Source organism: Loktanella fryxellensis, from assembly GCF_900110065.1.
Lineage (GTDB): Bacteria > Pseudomonadota > Alphaproteobacteria > Rhodobacterales > Rhodobacteraceae > Loktanella > Loktanella fryxellensis.
This window is the reverse complement of sequence record NZ_FOCI01000008.1, coordinates 83,537-101,971: the sequence shown is the minus strand read 5'-3', so window position 1 is coordinate 101,971 and position 18,435 is coordinate 83,537. Positions and strand designations below refer to the sequence as shown.

At 67.4% G+C, this 18,435-nt stretch carries 15 protein-coding genes; 7 read left to right on the top strand and 8 right to left on the bottom strand.

What is annotated here, in order from left to right:
* Positions 1-150 precede the first annotated feature (150 nt).
* Positions 151-663, bottom strand: a complete 513-nt coding sequence (locus BMX16_RS08175; protein ID WP_089901507.1) for a VOC family protein — start codon at positions 661-663, stop codon at positions 151-153.
* Positions 664-868: 205 nt separating this feature from the next.
* On the bottom strand, positions 869-1,882 hold the full coding sequence (trpS, locus tag BMX16_RS08170; RefSeq protein ID WP_089901503.1) for a tryptophan--tRNA ligase: 1,014 nt from the start codon (positions 1,880-1,882) through the stop codon (positions 869-871).
* A 42-nt stretch (positions 1,883-1,924) separates the two neighbouring features.
* Here trpS and BMX16_RS08165 point away from each other — a divergent pair, with 42 nt between their 5' ends.
* Positions 1,925-2,674 (top strand): rhomboid family intramembrane serine protease, encoded by a 750-nt coding sequence (locus BMX16_RS08165; protein WP_245731427.1) that lies wholly within the window; start codon positions 1,925-1,927, stop codon positions 2,672-2,674.
* A gap of 48 nt (positions 2,675-2,722) precedes the next feature.
* Here BMX16_RS08165 and murJ read toward each other — a convergent pair whose 3' ends face one another.
* From murJ to BMX16_RS08150, 3 genes are read right to left on the bottom strand one after another with little or no spacing between them, the layout of a single operon-like run.
* Positions 2,723-4,309 carry a murein biosynthesis integral membrane protein MurJ gene (gene murJ, locus BMX16_RS08160; RefSeq protein ID WP_089901500.1) on the bottom strand — a complete coding sequence of 529 codons (1,587 nt, stop codon included), beginning with the start codon at positions 4,307-4,309 and terminating at the stop codon, positions 2,723-2,725.
* Positions 4,310-4,336: 27 nt separating this feature from the next.
* Positions 4,337-7,138, bottom strand: a complete 2,802-nt coding sequence (locus BMX16_RS08155) for a [protein-PII] uridylyltransferase (RefSeq protein ID WP_089901497.1) — start codon at positions 7,136-7,138, stop codon at positions 4,337-4,339.
* Positions 7,104-8,327, bottom strand: coding sequence for a penicillin-binding protein activator (locus tag BMX16_RS08150; RefSeq protein ID WP_089901494.1), 1,224 nt, complete (start codon positions 8,325-8,327; stop codon positions 7,104-7,106). The genes BMX16_RS08155 and BMX16_RS08150 overlap by 35 nt, the downstream gene beginning before the upstream one ends.
* Positions 8,328-8,446: 119 nt before the next feature.
* Between BMX16_RS08150 and rsmI the strand changes: the two genes are divergently transcribed.
* From rsmI to gshB, 3 genes are all read left to right on the top strand, one after another.
* The gene (rsmI, locus tag BMX16_RS08145) at positions 8,447-9,337 is read left to right on the top strand and encodes a 16S rRNA (cytidine(1402)-2'-O)-methyltransferase (protein WP_089901492.1); all 891 of its coding nucleotides are present in this window, start codon (positions 8,447-8,449) and stop codon (positions 9,335-9,337) included.
* Entirely contained in the window at positions 9,318-9,716 is a 399-nt protein-coding gene (locus BMX16_RS08140) for a YraN family protein (RefSeq protein ID WP_245731431.1), read from the top strand. The genes rsmI and BMX16_RS08140 overlap by 20 nt, the downstream gene beginning before the upstream one ends.
* 66 nt (positions 9,717-9,782) lie before the next feature.
* Positions 9,783-10,727 (top strand): glutathione synthase, encoded by a 945-nt coding sequence (gene gshB, locus BMX16_RS08135; RefSeq protein ID WP_089901488.1) that lies wholly within the window; start codon positions 9,783-9,785, stop codon positions 10,725-10,727.
* Here gshB and BMX16_RS08130 read toward each other — a convergent pair.
* On the bottom strand, positions 10,724-11,695 hold the full coding sequence (locus tag BMX16_RS08130; protein ID WP_177174609.1) for a DUF2125 domain-containing protein: 972 nt from the start codon (positions 11,693-11,695) through the stop codon (positions 10,724-10,726). The two genes, gshB and BMX16_RS08130, sit on opposite strands and share 4 nt — an antisense overlap.
* 63 nt (positions 11,696-11,758) lie before the next feature.
* Here BMX16_RS08130 and BMX16_RS08125 point away from each other — a divergent pair, with 63 nt between their 5' ends.
* The 3 genes from BMX16_RS08125 (at position 11,759) to BMX16_RS08115 (ending at position 15,050) form a co-directional block, all read left to right on the top strand.
* Complete coding sequence (locus BMX16_RS08125) at positions 11,759-12,289, top strand: gamma-glutamylcyclotransferase (protein ID WP_089901683.1); 531 nt, start codon at positions 11,759-11,761, stop codon at positions 12,287-12,289.
* Positions 12,290-12,425: 136 nt separating this feature from the next.
* Positions 12,426-13,526: a biopolymer transporter ExbB gene (locus tag BMX16_RS08120; RefSeq protein WP_089901680.1), complete on the top strand. Its 1,101-nt coding sequence runs from the start codon at positions 12,426-12,428 to the stop codon at positions 13,524-13,526.
* 3 nt (positions 13,527-13,529) lie between these two features.
* The gene (locus BMX16_RS08115) at positions 13,530-15,050 is read left to right on the top strand and encodes a peptidoglycan -binding protein (protein ID WP_089901483.1); all 1,521 of its coding nucleotides are present in this window, start codon (positions 13,530-13,532) and stop codon (positions 15,048-15,050) included.
* Here the strand turns inward: BMX16_RS08115 and BMX16_RS08110 are convergent.
* Complete coding sequence (locus tag BMX16_RS08110; RefSeq protein ID WP_245731425.1) at positions 15,047-16,009, bottom strand: M23 family metallopeptidase; 963 nt, start codon at positions 16,007-16,009, stop codon at positions 15,047-15,049. The two genes, BMX16_RS08115 and BMX16_RS08110, sit on opposite strands and share 4 nt — an antisense overlap.
* Positions 16,006-18,324: an ATP-dependent Clp protease ATP-binding subunit ClpA gene (gene clpA, locus BMX16_RS08105; RefSeq protein WP_089901480.1), complete on the bottom strand. Its 2,319-nt coding sequence runs from the start codon at positions 18,322-18,324 to the stop codon at positions 16,006-16,008. The genes BMX16_RS08110 and clpA overlap by 4 nt, the downstream gene beginning before the upstream one ends.
* Between the last annotated feature and the right edge of the window lie 111 nt (positions 18,325-18,435).

The window sequence follows — 18,435 nt, the reverse complement described above, 5'->3', positions numbered from 1 at the left end:
CCCTAGGCGGTGCGGCTGGCCCCGTAAAGGCGGCGCGTCCCGCCTGTCCGGGGGACGCGCCGCCCCGCCTGCGCCGGGACGGGGATGCGCGGGCGGTCGGGATGCAGCCGGGGAACTGCAGGGCGAGGATGCCCGCGCGGCGTTACGGTTTCATGACGCCGCAGGGGGATGGGCTTCCAGCAGGGCCTGCAGATCGAAACGGGCGTTCGACATGGCCAGCTGGCCATCCGGTGTGCGCGGCCAGTCCGCCTCCGGCCTGTCCACATACAGCTCCACCCCGTTCTGGTCCGGGTCGCGCAGATAGATCGCCCACGACACGCCGTGATCCGCCGCACCGTCGACTGGGATACCGGCCGCCAGCACCCGCCGCAGGACGGCAGCGAGGGACGCGAGATCGGGATAGAGGAAGGCGGTATGATAGAGCCCCGTGTGCCCCTGCGGTGGCGGCGTGCCGCCAGCACTCTCCCACGTGTTCAGACCGATGTGGTGGTGATAGCCGCCTGCGGACAGGAACGCCGCCTGCCGTCCGTAGCGTTGCGTGACCGCAAACCCGAGGACATCGCGGTAAAAGGCGATGGCCCGGTCCAGATCGGCCACCTTCAGGTGAACGTGGCCGATGCGGGTGGCGGGCGGGGCGAGGTCTGGTGTGGCGATGTCTGTCATGGCGGCGCTCCTGTCCCATCACATTTAGGACTGCCGCCGCCCGCACCAAAGCCGTCAATTCCACACCATCGCCCTGCGCCCGCGCGCACCGCTGCCCCCGCCCTCGCTTTTTCGGAAATACTCCCGCCGGAGGCTGCCGCCCGAGGGCGGCACGGCGTCACGCGCTGTCCGTTGGTCGGACAGCCCGCGGCCGATATCGAGGGGTCTAGCGCAGCAGACCCACGATCTCGGCGGTGCGCGACAGGATCGGTGCGGCGATGGCGCGGGCGCGGTCGGCGCCATCGGTCAGGATGCGGTCGATCTCGGCGGGGTCGTCCATCAGACGCGTCATCTCGTTCGAGATGGGCGCGAGGCGGTCCACCGCCAGATCGGCCAGCGCTGGCTTGAACCGGCCCCAGCCGGCGCCGGCGAACTCTGTGATCACCGCCTCCGGCGTGGCGTCCGACAGGGCGGCGTAGATGTCGATCAGGTTGCGCGCCTCGGGGCGGTCGCGCAGCTCGTCCAGCGTGTCGGGCAAGGCGGCGGGGTCGGTCTTGGCCTTCTTGAACTTCTTGGCAATGGTGTCCGCGTCGTCGCGCATGTTGATGCGCTCCATGTCCGACTCGCCGGATTTGGACATCTTCTTGGTGCCGTCGCGCAGGTTCATCACGCGCGTGGCGGGGCCGTCGATCACCGGGATCGTCTGGGGAAAGAAGTCGACCTTGTAGTCGTGGTTGAACTTGGCCGCGATGTCGCGGGTCAGCTCCACATGCTGTTTCTGATCCTCGCCCACCGGGACGTGGGTCGCGTGATAGAGCAGGATGTCCGCCGCCATCAGCGACGGATAGGCATAGAGGCCGAGGCTGACCTGTTCGGCGTTCGCCCCGGCCTTGTCCTTGAACTGGGTCATGCGGTTCATCCAGCCAACGCGGGCCACGCAGTTGAAGATCCAGCCAAGTTCTGCATGCTGGCTGACGCGCGCCTGATTGAACAGGATCGACTGCGCAGGGTCGAGGCCGGCGGCGAGGTAGCCTGCCGCGACTTCGCGGGTCGCGTGGCGCAGCTCGACCGGGTCCTGCCACACGGTGATCGCGTGCAGATCGACGACGCAATAGAGCGTCTCCATTTGGCCCTGCATGCCGACGAAGCGCTTGATGGCCCCCAGATAGTTGCCCAGCGTCAGGCCGCCCGACGGCTTGATCCCGGAAAACACGCGGGGGGTGAAGGTGGCATCGGTCATGGTATCATCCGGGGTGGTCAAAGGGGGCGGGTGGACCTACCCATGCCAGAGCCGCCCGGCAACATCAACAACCCCAGAGGTCCGCCGATGCACGACCCCCAATCCCCCTTCGCGCCCCGAGTCGAGCGTCCGTTCAACGCGATCCCGACGGTCATCCTCGCGCTCGTCGCCATCGTGGCGGGGGTAGAGCTGGTGATCAGCGCAGGCACCAGCGGTCTGATCGGCGGGCCGGGGGCTGTGGGCTGGCGGTTGTCGGCGCTGAACGACTATGCCTTTTCGCCCGCCGTCTTCGACTATGTCGTGGGGCGCGGCGCGATGGAGCCCAGTCTACTGATGCGCTTCGTCACCTATGCCTTCGTGCACGGCAGTTTCACCGATGCGCTGTTCGGGGCGGCGCTGCTGCTGGCGCTGGGCAAGTTCGTGGGCGACGTGTTCTCCGCGCCAGCGACGCTGGCGGTGTTCGTGCTGGGCACGCTGGCGGGGGCTGTGGCGTTCGGGTTGCTGGTGGGCGGCACTACGCCGCTGTTCGGCGTCTGGCCCGCGGTCTACGGGCTGATCGGGGCGTTCACCTATATCCTGTGGCTGCGGCTGGGGCAGGCGGGCGAGAACCAGTTGGCGGCGTTCAAGTTGATCGGCCTGTTGCTGGCGCTGCAACTGGCGTTCGGTCTGTTGTTCGGGTCGGGTGCCGTGTGGATCGCGGAACTGGCGGGGTTCGCCGTGGGGTTCGCGGCGTCCACCGTGCTGGCGCCAGGCGGGTGGAGCGCGCTTCTGGTGCGTCTGCGCCAGCGGTAAGGGCGGGACGCCTCCCGCGGGGGCGTACTTCGGGCAAGACGATGGGGGTCAGCGGCGCAGGGCGCGGCGGAAGTCCTGCAGGCGGAACGCACCGACCGCCTGCCCGATGGCGAAATAGCTGACGACGCCGATGCCGACGAGGGCGGTCAGCGCAAGGTAGCGCAGGCCCGCCATGCCGAGTGTGGGCCCGAGGAGCGCCTGTGCCCCCCACAGCACGGCCCCCATGCCCGCCGATGCGACCGCGATGCGCCAAATCCGGGCCTTGAACCGGTCATCGAGCGTGGCCGCGACCCCCATGCTGCGCGAGCCGTTCCACAGCAGAAGGACCATCGCCCAACCGGTCAGCGTCGTCCCCAGGGCAGCGGCGACGAAGCCGATGAACGGCGTCAGACCCAGCGCCAGTGCCAGGTTCAGCACCAGCGCCACGAGGGCGTAGTTGAAGGGCCGCCGCGTATCCTCGCGCGCGAAGAACAGCGGTTGCAGCGCCTTTTGCAGCACGAAGGCCGGCAGGCCGAGGCCATAGACCGCGACGGCCAGCGCCGTGGCCGCCGTGTCGGTGGCGGTGAAGGCACCGCGTTCGAACAGCACCGCGACGAGCGAATAGGGAATGACCATCAGTGCCACGGCGGCGGGGACCGTCAGCGCAAGGCTGAGTTCGGCGGCGCGGTTGAACGCATCGCGTCCGCCCGTCACGTCGCCGCCGCGCAGGCGGCGCGACAGGTCCGGCAGCAGCACCACGCCGATGGCGATGCCGACCACACCGAGGGGCAGCTGGTACAGGCGGTCGGCATAGTTCAGCCACGCCACCGCGCCGTCGTAGAAGCTGGCGACCTGACGGCCCACCAGCAGGTTGATCTGCACCACGCCCCCCGCAAGGGCTGCGGGGGCGGCGATGATCGCCAGCCGCTTCAGCTCCGGCGTCATGCGCGGGCGGCGCAGGCGCATCCGGTAGCCCGCCCGTGCGGCAGCCCACCAGACCACGGCCATCTGCGCGATACCCGCCAGCGGCACCGACAGCGCCAGCGAATCGCCAACCCGCAGCCCCAGCGCCTCGTCGATGCTGAGGCCGAGGCTGTCGCTCATCGGGCGGCCGAAGGCGGCCGAGACCAGGATCGCCACGATGAACACCACGTTCAGCAGCACGGGTGCTGCGGCGGCGGCCATGAAGCGGCCCGTGGCGTTCAGGACGCCGGACAGGAGTGCCGTCAGCGAGATGAAGAGGATGTAGGGGAATGCGAGCCGCCCGTATTCCACCGCCAGATCGAAGCGTTCGTCGCCGCGGAAACCCGCCGCCATCGCCGTGACGAGCAGCGGCATGAAGAGGATGCCGAGGATCGTGAAGCCCGTCAGGATCACCGCCATGCCGATGAAGGCGTCCTGCGCGAACTCTGCCGGGCCTTCGCCGCTTTCGACCTTTTTCGAGAACATCGGCACGAAGGCCATGTTGAAGGCACCTTCGGCGAAGAAGCGGCGGAACAGGTTGGGCAGCGAGAAGGCGACGAGAAACGCCTCGGCGATCGGGCCGGTGCCGAGGTAGCCCGCGATCATGATGTCGCGGGCGAACCCCATCACGCGGCTGAGCAGCGTCCAGATGCCGACGGTGAAGAAGCCGGCCATCAGGCGGATCGGTTTCATGACAGGCGCGCCCCTAGAATTGCGGCGTCACGTCTGCGCCCGTTCCACGCCACGGTCAATGGCCTCGCGCAGGCGCCGTTCGAGGCTGTGGCGCTTGCTTTCGCTGTGGAACTTCAACCCGGTCAGGTCCTTGACGTAGAACGTGTCGACCGCCTGTTCGCCGTAGGTCGCGATGACCGCGCTGGCGATATAGACATGGGCGTTGGCCAGCGTGCGGGTCAGGTCGAACAGCAGGCCGGGGCGGTCGCGGGTATCGACCTCGATGATGGTGTAGATCTCGGACCCTTCGTTGTCGAAGGTGATCGTGGTCGGCACGCGGAAGGCGCGCATCCGCTTTGGCAGCTTGTCCCGGTCCGCGAGGGCGTCGCGCGGCACGATTTCGCCCATCAGCGTCTTGTGGATCATCTGGCGCAGGCGGGTCAGGCGGGATTCCTCGAACGGGTGGCCGTCCGCGTCCTGCAGCCAGAACACCGCCGTCGCATAGCCGTCCTTGGACGTATAGGTGCGCGCATCGACGATGTTGGCACCCACCAGCGCCAGCGCGCCCGAAAGGCGCGAGAAGAGGCCCGGATGATCGACCATGGCAAAGCACGCCCGCGTCGCGTCGCGGTCGGGGTCGGGCATGAGGTCGATGCGCGGCGCGTCATCGGGGATGTCGCGCAGCAGGCCTGCAAAGATCACATGCGTCGCGGGCGGCAATCCCTGCCAGTACGGGCCGTAGTGGCGGCCCATCTCGCGCTTCACGTCCACGGCGTCCCAGCCCGACAGCGCATCGCGCAGGCTGCGCTTGGCCACGTTTTCGCGGGTTTCGCGGTTCACATCCTCCAGCCCGTTTTCGAGAGCGCTGCGGGTCGCGGCATAGAGGTTGCGCAGCAGCACGGCCTTCCAGTTGTTCCACGTGCCGGGGCCGACGCCGCGGATGTCGCAGACGGTCAGCACGGTCAGCAGGTTGAGCCGTTCAACCGACTTCACCGCCTTTGCAAAGCCACGGATCGTGCGCGGCTCAGAGATGTCGCGTTTCTGCGCCGTGTCGGACATCAGCAGATGCGCGCGGATCAGCCATTCGACGGTGTCGCTATCCTTCTTGGACAGGCCCAGACGCGGGCAGACGCGGCGGGCGATCTGGGCGCCGACGATGGAATGATCCTCGGTCCGACCCTTGCCCACGTCGTGCAGCAGGAGTGCCACGTAGAGAACCTTGCGGTTCACGCCGCCCACAAGGATGCCGGTGGCCAGCGGCAGGGCATCCGCCAGTTCGCCGCGTTCGATCTGGCTCAGGTGGCTGATGCACTGGATGATGTGTTCATCCACCGTGTAGTGGTGATACATGTTGAACTGCATCATCGCGACGACGGGCGCGAACTCCGGCAGGAAGGCCCCCAGCACCCCCAGCTCGTTCATGCGGCGCAAGGCGCGTTCCGGGTTGCCGTGTTTCAGCATCAGGCCGAGGAACAGTTTGTTGGCGTCTGGATCGTTCTGCAGTGTCCTGTCGATCAGGTGCAGGTTCGCCGCGACCAGCCGCATGGCGTCCGGGTGCATCAGCGTGCCAGTGCGCATCGATTCATCAAAAATGCGCAGCATGTTCAGCGGGTCCGACAGGAACGTCTTGGGCCCCGACACGGTCAGGCGGTTCTGCTTGATCGCATAGGGGGCGGCGGTCTTCGGCTTGCGCTTCAACAGCCGTTCCAGCATCGGCGCTGCCTTGGTGTGGGTGCGTTCCTGCGCGACAAGGAAGATGCGCGTGAGGTCGCCCACCATCGTGGCCTGACGGAAGTAGGCCTGCATGAAATGCTCGACCCCGCGCCGTCCGCCGCCGTCGCGGTAGCCCATCGCCTCTGACACGGCGACCTGCATGTCGAAGGTCAACTGGTCCTGCGCGCGGCCCGCGATCAGGTGCAGGTGGCAGCGCACCGCCCAGAGGAACTCGTGCGCGGCGCGGAACGCCTCGTATTCGGTCTGGGTGAAGACCTTGAACCGCACGAGGTCCGAGGCGGCGCGGACGCCGTGGATGTATTTGCCGATCCAGTAGAGGGATTGCAGGTCGCGCAGCCCGCCCTTGCCCTCCTTCACGTTGGGCTCGACCATGTAGCGCTGACCGCCCTGCTTGCGGTGGCGCTGGGCGCGTTCTTCGAGCTTGGCGTCGATGAACTCGGGCGCGGTTGATTTGAACAGGTCGGTCCACAGCCGCTTGCCAAGTTCCGCCGCCAGATCGGCATCGCCGGTCAGGTAGCGGTATTCCACCAGCGACGTGCGGATGGTGAAATCCTCGGTGGCGAGGCGCAGGCAGTCCTTGATGGTGCGGCTGGCGTGGCCGACCTTCATCTTGAGGTCCCACAGCATGTAGAGCGTGAATTCGATCACGCTCTCGGCCCAGGGGGTAATCTTGTAGGGCGTGAGGAACAGCAGGTCGACGTCGGAATGAGGCGCCATCTCTCCTCGACCATAGCCGCCGACGGCGATCACGGACAGCCGTTCGGACCCGGTGGGGTTCGGCAGGGGATGCAGGTGGTTGCGCGCCACGTCGAGGGCGGTCGTCACGATCCGGTCGGTGAGGTAGCTGTAGGCGCGGGTCGTCGGGCTGGCGCGGAAGGGTTCCGCCAGAAACGCCGCGGCGATGGCGGCGCGGCCATCCTTCTGCGCCTGTTTCAGCACGCCGACGGTGGCCGCCCGCAGGGTGCGGGCGTCCGGCGCGCTCGCCACCACCTCGGCCAGACGGGCAAGGACGGCGGCGTCGTCGAAGATGCGGTCCGCCGGCAGGATCAGATCGGCCGGCGGGGTGTCCGCAACGGTGTCGTCAGCTGCCAGCACGGTCGAAGCTGCGCGGTGCATTCTCGAGGATGACGACTTCGTTGCCGCGCACGGTGGCGACGGCCAGACCACGCTCGTTCAAGCCGTTGGGCAGCAGGCGGAAGATGCCGTTCGTGCCCTGAAAGCCCTGGGGCGTGGTCAGCGACTGCTTGGTCAGCGCATCGGGGCGACCGGTGGCCACGAGTGCGCCGATGGCAGCGATGCCGTCATAGGCGAGGCCTGCCAGCGGATGCGGCTGGTCACCGTAGGCGGCGGCATAGCGTGCTTCGAAGTTGGCGGCCATCGCGCGGTCGGGCACGGCGAAGAGGCCACCCTGCACGCCCGGCAGGGCCAGCGCCTGCGGCACGGCGGCCCAGTTCGTCAGGCCGATGTAGCGCGTGTTCACCGGGTCGATCCCGGCCTCCGGCAGGGCGGTGGCGATCAGCGGCAGGTCGGCGTTGGCGCCTGCGGTCAGGAACACGGCCTGCGCACCGGCAGCGCGCAACGTCGTGGCGATCTGCGTCGTGGCGCCGGTGATGCCCTGCTGCGACAGCGGATAGCTGCCGACGCCCGCGACCTGGGCGCCGTTCGCCTGCACCGCGGCGGTGATCGCATCGCGGCCCAGCTGGCCGCCCAGATCGTTGGCGTGCACGACGCCGAAGCGTTCGATCCCGGTGCCGCGGGCATAGGCCACCAGACGGTTGGCGGTGTTGTTGAAGGTCGAGCCGAGGATGAAGACGTTGCCACCGGCGACGGTCGGGTTGTTGGACAAGGCCAGCACGTTGATGTTGCGGCTGGCCACGGCATTGCCCACCGGGTTCACAGTCTCGCCGTACAGCGGGCCGAGGATGATCATGGCGCCTTCGTCGGCGGCGCGTGTCGCGGTCTGTGCGGCCACTGCCGCATCGGCGCCGGAATTGTAGACGCGCAGGTCGATCTCGACGCCGCTCAGGTCGGAGATGGCCAGACGGGCCGCATTCTCGAGGTTGCGGGCCAGCACGGCGTCGTTGCCGTCGCCGGACCCGGCCGGCACCAGCAGCGCGACCTGCACGGGGGCGGACGGGTCGATCGCAGCCCCGGTGTTGGTGCCCTCGGTCATCGGCAGGGGCACGCAGGCTGCGGTCCAGACCAGTGCGAGCACGGCAGTCGCGCGGGCGACCAGACGCCGCGCGGCAGCGGGTGCTGCGGTGGGTGTCGCAGGGGGAGTGGCGCGGGCGTGTGGGGCGGTCATCGGCGGCGTCCTTGTAATTTCGGGGACAGCGGGTCGCACCGGGCGTTGTCCTTCGCCCCGATCCACCGCATTGTCCGACATGGCGCGCATCATAGGGCGGGCTGCACGGGGGTCTAGGCATGAATTACGAGATCAGGCCGCTGGCCGCCGGTTTGTATCTGGTCGCCACGCCTATCGGATCGGCCCGCGACATCACGTTGCGGGCGCTGGATATCCTGGCGAGCTGCGATCTGATCGCCGCCGAGGACACCCGCACCGCCCGCAAGCTGATGGAAATCCACGGCGTGCCGCTGGGCAAACGTCAGGTGGTGGCCTTTCACGATCACAGCGATGCGGCCCAGGTGGCGCGGCTGGTCGCGGCCGTGGCCGCCGGGCAATCGGTGGCCTGCGTGTCGGAGGCGGGGACGCCATTGATCGCCGACCCGGGGTACGAGCTGGCGCTGGCCATGCAGGCGGCGGGGTTGCCGGTGACGGCGGCACCGGGCGCATCCGCCGTGCTGACGGCGCTTGCGGTGGGCGGATTGCCAACGGACCGTTTCGCTTTCGTTGGGTTCCTGTCGGCGGCGGCAGGCCAGCGGACGACGCAACTGGCCGAGTTGCGGGACCTGCCGTTCACCCTCGTGCTCTACGAATCGCCCAAGCGCGTTCATGATTTGTTAGCTGCTGCGTGCGATGTGTTGGGGCAGGAGAGGGCGGCGGTGGTCTGCCGGGAGTTGACGAAAAAATTCGAAGAGGTGTCGCGCGGCACGCTGGGAACGCTTGCGCAGGCCTTCGACGGACGGACCGTAAAGGGCGAGGTTGTCGTCCTGATCGGTCGGGTGGGCGCGGCGACGGTGGCCGATGCGGATGTGGAAACCGCGTTGCGCGATGCCATGGCGACGATGCGGATCAAGGATGCGGCGACGGCTGTCGCAGGTGCCTTGGGACTGCCGCGCCGGCAGGTCTATCAGACGGCACTGGGATTGGATCGAAAGGACGCGGACGATGCAAATGACGATAACGCAGCCTGACCCCGTGTTGGATGGGACCGCGCGGCGCAACGCCATGAACTATCATGCGGGCCTTGCCGCAGAGGATATCGTGGCACGCACCTATGCCGCCCGCGGTTGCGCCGAGGCCGCCCGCCGCTGGCGCGGTCGTGGTGGCGAGATCGACCTGATCGTGCGCGACGGCGACGGCATCGTCTTTGTCGAAGTGAAGAAGAGCCGCACACATGCGCAGGCGATCCAGCGGGTCAGTCGGCGTCAGATGGATCGCATCTGCATGGCCGCGTCCGAATACGTGGGGTCGGAGCCGCGGGGTGCGCTGACGCCGATGCGGTTCGATGTGGCCACCGTCGACCAGATGGGCCAGGTCCAGGTGATCGCGAACGCCTTCGGGGGCTGGTAGGCGCGCCATTGCGCCGGACCTGCGGCTGCGCCATATCGGGTATGCCCACATCCGAAAGGCCAGATCATGCCCCTGAACGTCGCCATCCAGATGGACCCGATCGGTCCGATCAACATCGACGCCGACAGCACGTTCCGCATCGCAGAAGAGGCGCAGGCGCGGGGGCACAGCTTGTTCTATTATACGCCCGACAAGCTGGCATTCCGCGAAGGGCGCGTGATGGCGCGGGGCTGGCCGCTGACGGTGCGGCGCGAAAAGGGGAACCACTTCACCCTCGGGACGGAACAGGAGGTCGATCTGGCGACGTTCGACGTGGTCTGGCTGCGTCAGGACCCGCCGTTCGACATGGGCTACATCACCACGACCCATCTGCTGGACATGATCCGCGACACGACGCTGGTGGTGAACGACCCGTTCTGGGTCCGCAACTATCCCGAGAAGCTGCTGGTGCTGCAGTTCCAGGACCTGACGCCGCCCACGATGGTGGCCCGCGATCTGGACACGCTGCGCGCATTTCGCGCGACCCACGGCGACGTGATCCTCAAGCCGCTCTACGGCAACGGCGGGGCCGGCGTGTTCAAGCTTGCGCAGGCCGACGGCAACCTCGCGTCGCTGCACGAGCTCTTTTCGGGCATCAACCGCGAACCGCTGATCATGCAGAAATTCCTGCCGGCGGTGTCCAAGGGCGACAAACGCATCATCCTCGTCAACGGCGCGCCCGTGGGCGCGATCAACCGCGTGCCGGCCGCCGGTGAGACGCGGTCGAACATGCACGTGGGCGGGCGGCCCGAGAAGGTCGCGCTGACCGACCGCGACCGCGAGATCTGCGATCGCATCGGGCCGCTGCTGCGCGAGAAGGGCCAGATCTTCGTGGGCATCGACGTGATCGGCGACTGGCTGACCGAGATCAACGTCACCTCGCCCACCGGCATCCAGGAACTCGAGCAGTTCGACGGCACCAACATCGCCGAACGCATCTGGCTGGCGATCGAGGCGCGCCGCGCCGCCTAGCGCAGGATCAGACGGGGTGCCGGGCCGATGGGAATGGGCCCGAGCGCCATCGCGCCGTCGGCGAACGTCAGCGGCATGGTCAGCGTATCCTGCCCGGCGGCCATGAAAGACGCGCCGTTGCGGATGACGCTCAGCAGGCCCGGGTCCAACAGACCGGCCTCTGCGATCAAAGTCAGCACGTCCTGCCAGCCGGTCAACGCCAGCAGGATCTGGCCGGTAGGCACGCCCGTCGCATCGACGTCGATCGCCCCATCCGCCACCAGTCGCAAGTCGCCCCATGTCACCTCGGCCGTGGTCAGCGACAGTTGCTGGACCTGCGGCGGGGCCCCGGCCAGCCCCGTGCGGTCCAGCGGGCGGTCCAGCTGCACCGTGGCGTCCACCGTCACCTGCGCGGGTCCATCGGGTGCGGCGGACAGGGCAACCCCGGGGGTCACGTTCGCAAGGCCAAGATATGCGTCATAGCTGCCGGGTGTCGTGCCATCCGGTCGCAGCGCCAGCAAGGCGGCCCCGGTCTTCCACGACCATCCGCGATCGGAGACGAGGTCGAGCGCCCGCGCCTCTGCCGTCAGCGTATCGAGTGCCAGCGACGTATTCGCCGCAACGCCGAGGCTTGCCCGCAACCCGTCAGACCCGATCGTCACGGTCTGGCCCTGCACCGCGACGGTCTGCGACGGCGGCAGTGCGAGGATCACGCGGTTCGGGGCATAGGACAGGGCCGCCGTTTCGACCACGGGCGCGCGCCATGTCACGTCGCCGCCCGGTGTCGTCACCGTAAGGTCGCGGGCCGTCACGTCGAAGCGCGAGGGGTAGCCACCGGTGGTCAGGCTCTCGCTTTCGATTTGCCAGCCTTGTGCGACGGCGGCGGCAAGGCCCGACTGCAACTGCCCATCGAGGGTCCGCGCGGCAATGAACCAATATGCCGAATAGAGTCCGGCCAGCGCCAGCACGATGATCGTCAACAGCTTCATGGGCCACCCCTCGCCAATCGGTCGTCGTGCGTTTATAGGGATGCCCGACAAAGGACCAGTCGCATGAACCTGTGGATCTTCGGCTATGGCTCGCTGCTGTGGAACCCCGGTTTCGTGCCCGTTGCAGCACATCGCGCGGTGCTGCACGACTACCACCGCAGCTTCTGCATGCTGTCGGTCCATCACCGCGGGACGCCGGATGCGCCGGGACTCGTGCTGGCTCTCGACGCGGTGCCTGGGGGACAATGCACGGGCATGGCTTTTCAGGTGGCGGAGACAGAGACGGCGCACGTGCTGTCAGCGCTGCGCGAACGCGAGCTCGTCTCATCCGCCTATCTGGAACGTCCCGTCGTGCTCCACACCGACGACGGCCCGAAAGGCGCACTGGCCTATGTCATCGACCCCGATCATGCACAATACGTGCAACTCGACCTCGAGACGCAGGCGCGGATGATCGCCCGCAGCACCGGTGGGCGCGGTCCCAATTCCGAATACCTGTTCCGCACCGCCGACCATCTGGCGCAGATGGGAATCGTCGACCCTGACATGGTCTGGCTGACGGGCCGTGTCCGCGCGATCCTCGGCACCGTTTGATCGGATTTAGCGTTTCCGTTTCCGCGCCAACGCTCCTAAGCTTTGGCAAAACAACAGGACATGGCCGACCGTGACGGATACGAGCAGGATCGAGACGCGGCTGCAGTTCTCGCAGCCCGTGCGGCAGATCACCTTCATGCTGATCGCGCTCGCCGTCGTGGCCGCCGTCAGCTACATTTTCTTTGCGCAGATCAAGTCGGCCTTTGCGCTGAACGTGGGGTTGAACGGGCTGATCCTGGGCGTCGCGGCGCTGGGCATCGGATCGACCTTTGCACAGGTCTGGCAGCTGATGAAATCGGTGGAGTGGATCGAGGGGTTCGCCGCGCGTCGGTCGGGGCATCAGATCACGATCGCCCCATCGCTCCTCGTGCCGCTTGCGACGTTGTTGCGGTCGCAGGGCGCGCGGATGCAGATCTCTTCGACCGCGGCCACGTCCATTCAGGACAGCGTCGCGCAGCGCATCGACGAGAATCGGGAATTCACCCGGTATCTGGGCAGCCTGCTGATCTTCCTCGGACTCCTGGGCACGTTCTATGGCCTTGCCACGACCGTCCCGGGGCTGGTCCAGACGATCCGGTCGCTGAACCCGGTCGAGGGCGAGAGTGGTGTCGACGTGTTCGCGCGCCTGCAGGCGGGGCTGGAGACGCAGTTGGGCGGTATGGGCACGGCGTTCTCGTCGTCGCTGCTGGGGCTTGCGGGCTCGCTGATCGTGGGACTGCTGGAACTCTTCGCCGGTCAGGCGCAGAACCGCTTCTTCCGCGAGCTTGAAGAGTGGCTGTCGGGCATCACGCGCCTCGGCTTTGCCGGCAGCGACGAGGCGGGTTCGGGAGCAGACAGCGCCATGATGGCGGCCTTTGCCGATCACATGGGCGCGCAGCTGGAGACGATGCAGGGGTTGCTGGCGCAGACCGAGCAGACGCGCAGCGCTGCGGACGACCACCTGATCCAGCTGTCGCGGACGATCGAGCGGTTGGTGGACAGCCAGCGCGCCAGCGGCACCGATGCGGCTCTGCTGACGCGCATCGCCGACGGGCAGGACCGCCTGATCGCGCAACTGCAGGACGGCGGGGCGGATGGTCTGGACGCGGAAAGCCGGATGCGGCTGCGGTCCATCGACACCCAGATGCTGCGCCTGCTGGAGGAGATCGCAGCAGGGCGTCAGGAAACGCTGGCCGATCTGCGCACCGATCTGGCCGCGCTGACCCGCGCGATCAAGCAGACGCGGCGGGACGCCTGATCCATGGCCCTGTCGCGGCGCAGCACCCGGATGAACACCAACATGTGGCCCGGATTCGTCGATGCGATGACGGGTCTGCTGCTGGTGCTCATGTTCGTGCTGACGATCTTCACCGTGCTGCAGTTCGCCCTGCGCGAGACGATCAGCGGGCAGGAGATGCAGCTGGATGATCTGGCGGGGCAGGTCGCGGCGCTGACGGGCGCGCTGGGTCTGGCGGAAAGCGCGCGTGATGCAGCAACCGCCGATCTGGCGGAGGCGGATGCGCAGATCACGGGGTTCGAGGCGCAGGTGGCCGGACTGCTGGCCGAGCGCGCCGACCTGACCGGGCAGGTCGCGGGGTTGGAGCAGGACAACGCCGATCTGCTGACGGCGCAACAACAGCTGGATCTGGCGCTGGCCACCGCGCGGCGCGAGATCGACGCGCAGAGCGAGGCGGCACGTCTGGCCGCCGCCCGGCGCGAGGCGCTGGAGGCGCTGATAGCCGATCTGCGCGACAGCGATGCGGCGCAGACCGCCCAGATATCGGAGCTGGAGGCGGCGCGGCTGGTCGATGCGGCGGCGGCAGAGGCGCTGCGCGCGCGGCTGACGGATGCGGATGCGGAATTGACCGCCATGACCCTGTCGCTGGAGGAGCAGCGCCGCGCGGCGGAGGACACGCTGACCCTGCTGGCGGCCGCCGAGGCGGCGCGCGACGGGTTGGCCGCCGATCTGGCTGCGCAGGCAGCGACCGCGACCGAGGGGGAGCGTCAGGCGGCGCTGCTGGCAGTGGCCGAGCAGGCCTTGGCGGCGCAGGAGGCGCAATCCACGGACGCGCAGCGCCAGACGGCGTTGCTGAACGAACAGGTCGCGGCGCTGCGCGAACAGGTGGGCAGCCTGCAGTCGCTGCTGAATATCGCGGAGAGCGACGGTGCGGCTGCCGACGTGCAGATCGAGGCGCTGGGGTCACAGTTGAACACCGCGCTGGCCCGCGTCGCCGCCGAAGAGACGCGCCGCGCCGAGCTGGAGGAAGCCGAGCGCATCCGGCTGGAGGCGGAGACCGCGCGCCTGCAGGCCGAAGCGCAGGATCTGGAACGGTTCCGGTCTGATTTCTTTGGCCAGTTGCGCGGCGTGGTCGAGGGGCTGGACGGCGTGCAGATCGTAGGCGACCGCTTCGTCTTCTCCTCTGAAGTGCTGTTCGGGGCGGGGGATGCGCAGCTGTCGACGGCGGGGCAGGGCGACATCGCACAGGTCGCTGGCATCCTGCGCCAGATCGCGGACCAGATCCCCGACGGCATCGACTGGATCATCCGCGTGGATGGCCACACCGACGACCAGCCGCTGTCGGGACTGGGTGCGTTTGCCGACAACTGGGAGCTGTCTCAGGCGCGTGCGCTGTCGGTGGTGCGGTACATGGAGACGCTGGGCATTCCGCCGGGCCGCATGTCGGCCAACGGCTTTGCCGAGTTCCAGCCGCTGAACCCCGGCACCAGTGCCGAGGCACGGGCGCAGAACCGCAGGATCGAGCTGAAGCTGACCGAGCGTTAGCGCAGGGTGACGGTGGTGGTTGCCGTGTCGATCACCATGCCGTCGCGCTGCAGGGTGATGGTGCCGGTGTAGTCGCCGGGCGGCCACCCTTCTGGCGGCGTGCGCCGCCCGCCTGCGCGAAAGAGTTGGGCCTGCGTGCGGTCGAGCGTCTGCGTGTCGTCGAAGACGGTGCCTTCTGGTCCGGCGATCTGCAGGACCATCAGGTCTCCCGCCTGACCGCCGAATGCATAGCCCCAAACCACCAACGCACCACCCGACACGGGCAGGGTGCCCATCGCCGCTGTGCCCGCCTTGATCGCGTCGAAGGCGGGGACATCCGCGCGGAACCCGGCGGCGATGAGGCCACCCGGCGCAAGGGTGAGGGCGTCGGACCACAGACTGTCGCCCGCAGGGCCGCAGCTGGTCGCCGTGGACGGGGCGAAGGGATCGACGACGGCGCCATCGCGGCGCACGCTCAGGTGCAGGTGTGGAAACTCCGTCTCGCCGGACAGGCCGACGCGGCCCAGCACGTCGCCGGTGGCAACGTTGTCGCCCGGTTTCATGGTGAGCGAGCCTTGGGCCATATGGCAATACTGGGTTTCCCAGCCGTCGGCGTGGCGGATGACCAGCCCGTTGCCGCATTCGCGGTCGGTCACGTCGGGTGCGGCGGGATCGGTCTGCAGCACGTCGGGCATATCGTTGCGTACGCCCTGTATCGTGCCGGGGGCGGCGGCGAGGACATCGACGCCCGCCGCCTGCATGGCCAGAGACGGCAAGGCGAAATCCGTTCCGCTATGCTCGTCGTAGCTGAGGGGGCCGCAGGTGAAATCCTGCGCCCCTGGTCCGGTATCCCGGTCCACGGTCTGCTGGATGAAACACACGCTATCCATGTCACAGGCAAGCGGCAGCCCCAAAGAGATATCCCCCGCAGCCGATGTGGCTGCGAGGGACAGGGTCGCGATCAGCGTGGTGCGGATCACTCGGCGGTCAGCAGCGGGGGCTTCTTGCCTGTGATCTTGGCCTGTTCGGGCGCCTCGAAGGACAGGTCGAGTGCCTTGTCCTTGACGCCGACCTTGACCAGACCGCCCTTCACCAGCTTGCCGAACAGCAGTTCTTCGGCCAGTGGCTTCTTGATGTGCTCCTGAATCACGCGGCCCAGCGGGCGCGCGCCCATCTTGACGTCGTAGCCCTTGTCGCCCAGCCACGCGGCGGCGGCGGGGGTCAGCTCGATGTGCACGTTGCGGTCGATCAATTGCGCCTCAAGTTGCAGGACGAACTTTTCGACCACCTTCATGATCACTTCCTTCGGCAGCGCGCCAAAGCTGATGATCGCGTCCAGACGGTTGCGGAATTCGGGCGTGAAGATCCGCTCGATGGCCGCCGTATCCTCGCCCTCGCGCGATTCGCGGCCGAAGCCCATGGCGTTCTTGCCCATTTCCGACGCACCGGCGTTGCTGGTCATGATCAGGATCACGTTGCGGAAATCGGTGGTCCGCCCGTTGTGGTCCGTCAGTTTGCCGTGGTCCATGACCTGCAGCAGGATGTTGTAGACATCCGGGTGCGCCTTTTCCATCTCGTCCAGCAGCAGGACGCAGTGGGGGTTCTGGTCGACGCCATCGGTCAGCATGCCGCCCTGATCGAAGCCGACATAGCCCGGAGGGGCACCGATCAGACGGCTGACCGCGTGCTTCTCCATGTATTCGGACATATCAAAACGCAGCAGTTCCACACCCAGCGTATCCGCCAGCTGTTTCGCCACCTCGGTCTTGCCCACGCCAGTCGGGCCCGCGAACAGGTAATTGCCGATGGGCTTCTCCGGCTCGCGCAGGCCCGCACGGGCCAGCTTGATCGCGGACGACAGTGCCTCAATCGCCTTGTCCTGACCAAAGACCACGCGCTTGAGCGAGGTTTCCAGATCACGCAGCACCGTGGCGTCGTCCTTGCTGACATTCTTGGGCGGGATGCGGGCGATCTTGGCCACGACGGCCTCGATCTCCTTGACACCGAGGGTCTTACGGCGGCGCGAGTCGGCCAGCAGCTGCTGAGATGCGCCCGCTTCGTCGATGACGTCGATGGCCTTGTCCGGCAGCTTGCGATCGTTGATGTAGCGGGCCGACAGTTCCACCGCAGCGCGGATCGCCTCGGCGGTGTATTTCACGCCGTGATGCTCCTCGAAATAGGGCTTGATGCCCTTGAGGATCTTGACCGCATCCTCGACCGACGGCTCGTTCACGTCGATCTTCTGGAACCGGCGCGACAGGGCGCGGTCCTTCTCGAAGTGCTGGCGGAACTCCTTGTAGGTGGTCGATCCCATGCAGCGCAGCTTGCCGCCCTGCAGAGCAGGCTTCAGCAGGTTGGACGCGTCCATGGCTCCGCCGGAGGTGGCGCCGGCGCCGATGATCGTGTGGATCTCGTCGATGAAGAGGACCGCATCCTTGTGGTTCTCCATCTCGGTCATCACGGCCTTCAGCCGCTCTTCGAAGTCGCCCCGATAGCGGGTCCCGGCCAGCAGCGCGCCCATGTCGAGGCTGTAGATCGTGGCCTTCGACAGAACCTCGGGCACTTCCTTCATCACGATCTTGTAGGCCAGACCTTCGGCGATGGCGGTCTTGCCCACGCCAGGGTCACCCACCAGCAGCGGGTTGTTCTTGCGGCGGCGGCACAGCACCTGGATGCAGCGCTCGACTTCGTGCGCGCGGCCGATCAGCGGATCGAGGTCGCCCTTGCCCGCCTTTTCGTTCAGATCGACGCAGTATTTCGCCAGTGCGGATTCCTTCTTGTCCCCCTCGGTCACGCTTTCGTCCTCGTCTTGTTGAGGCGCGCCCTTGACCGGACGGCTTTCGCCGAAGGCCGGATCCTTTGCCACACCATGCGCGATGAAATTGACGGCGTCGTAGCGGGTCATGTCCTGCTCTTGCAGGAAGAACGCCGCATTGCTTTCGCGTTCGGCAAAGATGGCGACCAGCACGTTGGCCCCGGTCACCTCTGTCCGGCCGGAGGACTGGACGTGGATCGCCGCGCGCTGGATCACGCGCTGAAATGCCGCGGTCGGCACGGCCTCCGACCCGTCCACGTCCGTTTCCAGCGTGGACAGGTCGTCGGTGATGAAATCCTCCAGATCCTTGCGCAGGTCATCCAGATCGACGGAACAGGCCCGCATCACACGCGCCGCGTCCGGTTCGTCGATCAGCGCCAGCAGCAGATGCTCCAGCGTGGCAAGTTCGTGGCGGCGGGCGTTGGCCAGGGCCAGCGCACCGTGAATGGACTGCTCGAGCGTCGTGGAGAATGATGGCACTTCGTGCTCCTTGCTGTACGGGGGGCCGGCGGGCGAGGGGACCCGAAACGGACCGTGGCCTTATGTTCCAAGGTTTGGCTTTTCCGCCCAACCTTCAAGGTTTTTCTTGGT

What these genes read in the sequence shown, in the direction of transcription:
- BMX16_RS08175 (WP_089901507.1), bottom strand. Translation starts at nt 663, where the DNA reads ATGACAGACATCGCCACACCAGACCTCGCCCCGCCCGCCACCCGCATC.
- trpS (WP_089901503.1), bottom strand. Translation starts at nt 1,882, where the DNA reads ATGACCGATGCCACCTTCACCCCCCGCGTGTTTTCCGGGATCAAGCCG.
- BMX16_RS08165 (WP_245731427.1), top strand. Translation starts at nt 1,925, where the DNA reads ATGCCAGAGCCGCCCGGCAACATCAACAACCCCAGAGGTCCGCCGATG.
- murJ (WP_089901500.1), bottom strand. Translation starts at nt 4,309, where the DNA reads ATGAAACCGATCCGCCTGATGGCCGGCTTCTTCACCGTCGGCATCTGG.
- BMX16_RS08155 (WP_089901497.1), bottom strand. Translation starts at nt 7,138, where the DNA reads ATGCACCGCGCAGCTTCGACCGTGCTGGCAGCTGACGACACCGTTGCG.
- BMX16_RS08150 (WP_089901494.1), bottom strand. Translation starts at nt 8,327, where the DNA reads ATGACCGCCCCACACGCCCGCGCCACTCCCCCTGCGACACCCACCGCA.
- rsmI (WP_089901492.1), top strand. Translation starts at nt 8,447, where the DNA reads ATGAATTACGAGATCAGGCCGCTGGCCGCCGGTTTGTATCTGGTCGCC.
- BMX16_RS08140 (WP_245731431.1), top strand. Translation starts at nt 9,318, where the DNA reads ATGACGATAACGCAGCCTGACCCCGTGTTGGATGGGACCGCGCGGCGC.
- gshB (WP_089901488.1), top strand. Translation starts at nt 9,783, where the DNA reads ATGCCCCTGAACGTCGCCATCCAGATGGACCCGATCGGTCCGATCAAC.
- BMX16_RS08130 (WP_177174609.1), bottom strand. Translation starts at nt 11,695, where the DNA reads ATGAAGCTGTTGACGATCATCGTGCTGGCGCTGGCCGGACTCTATTCG.
- BMX16_RS08125 (WP_089901683.1), top strand. Translation starts at nt 11,759, where the DNA reads ATGAACCTGTGGATCTTCGGCTATGGCTCGCTGCTGTGGAACCCCGGT.
- BMX16_RS08120 (WP_089901680.1), top strand. Translation starts at nt 12,426, where the DNA reads ATGCTGATCGCGCTCGCCGTCGTGGCCGCCGTCAGCTACATTTTCTTT.
- BMX16_RS08115 (WP_089901483.1), top strand. Translation starts at nt 13,530, where the DNA reads ATGGCCCTGTCGCGGCGCAGCACCCGGATGAACACCAACATGTGGCCC.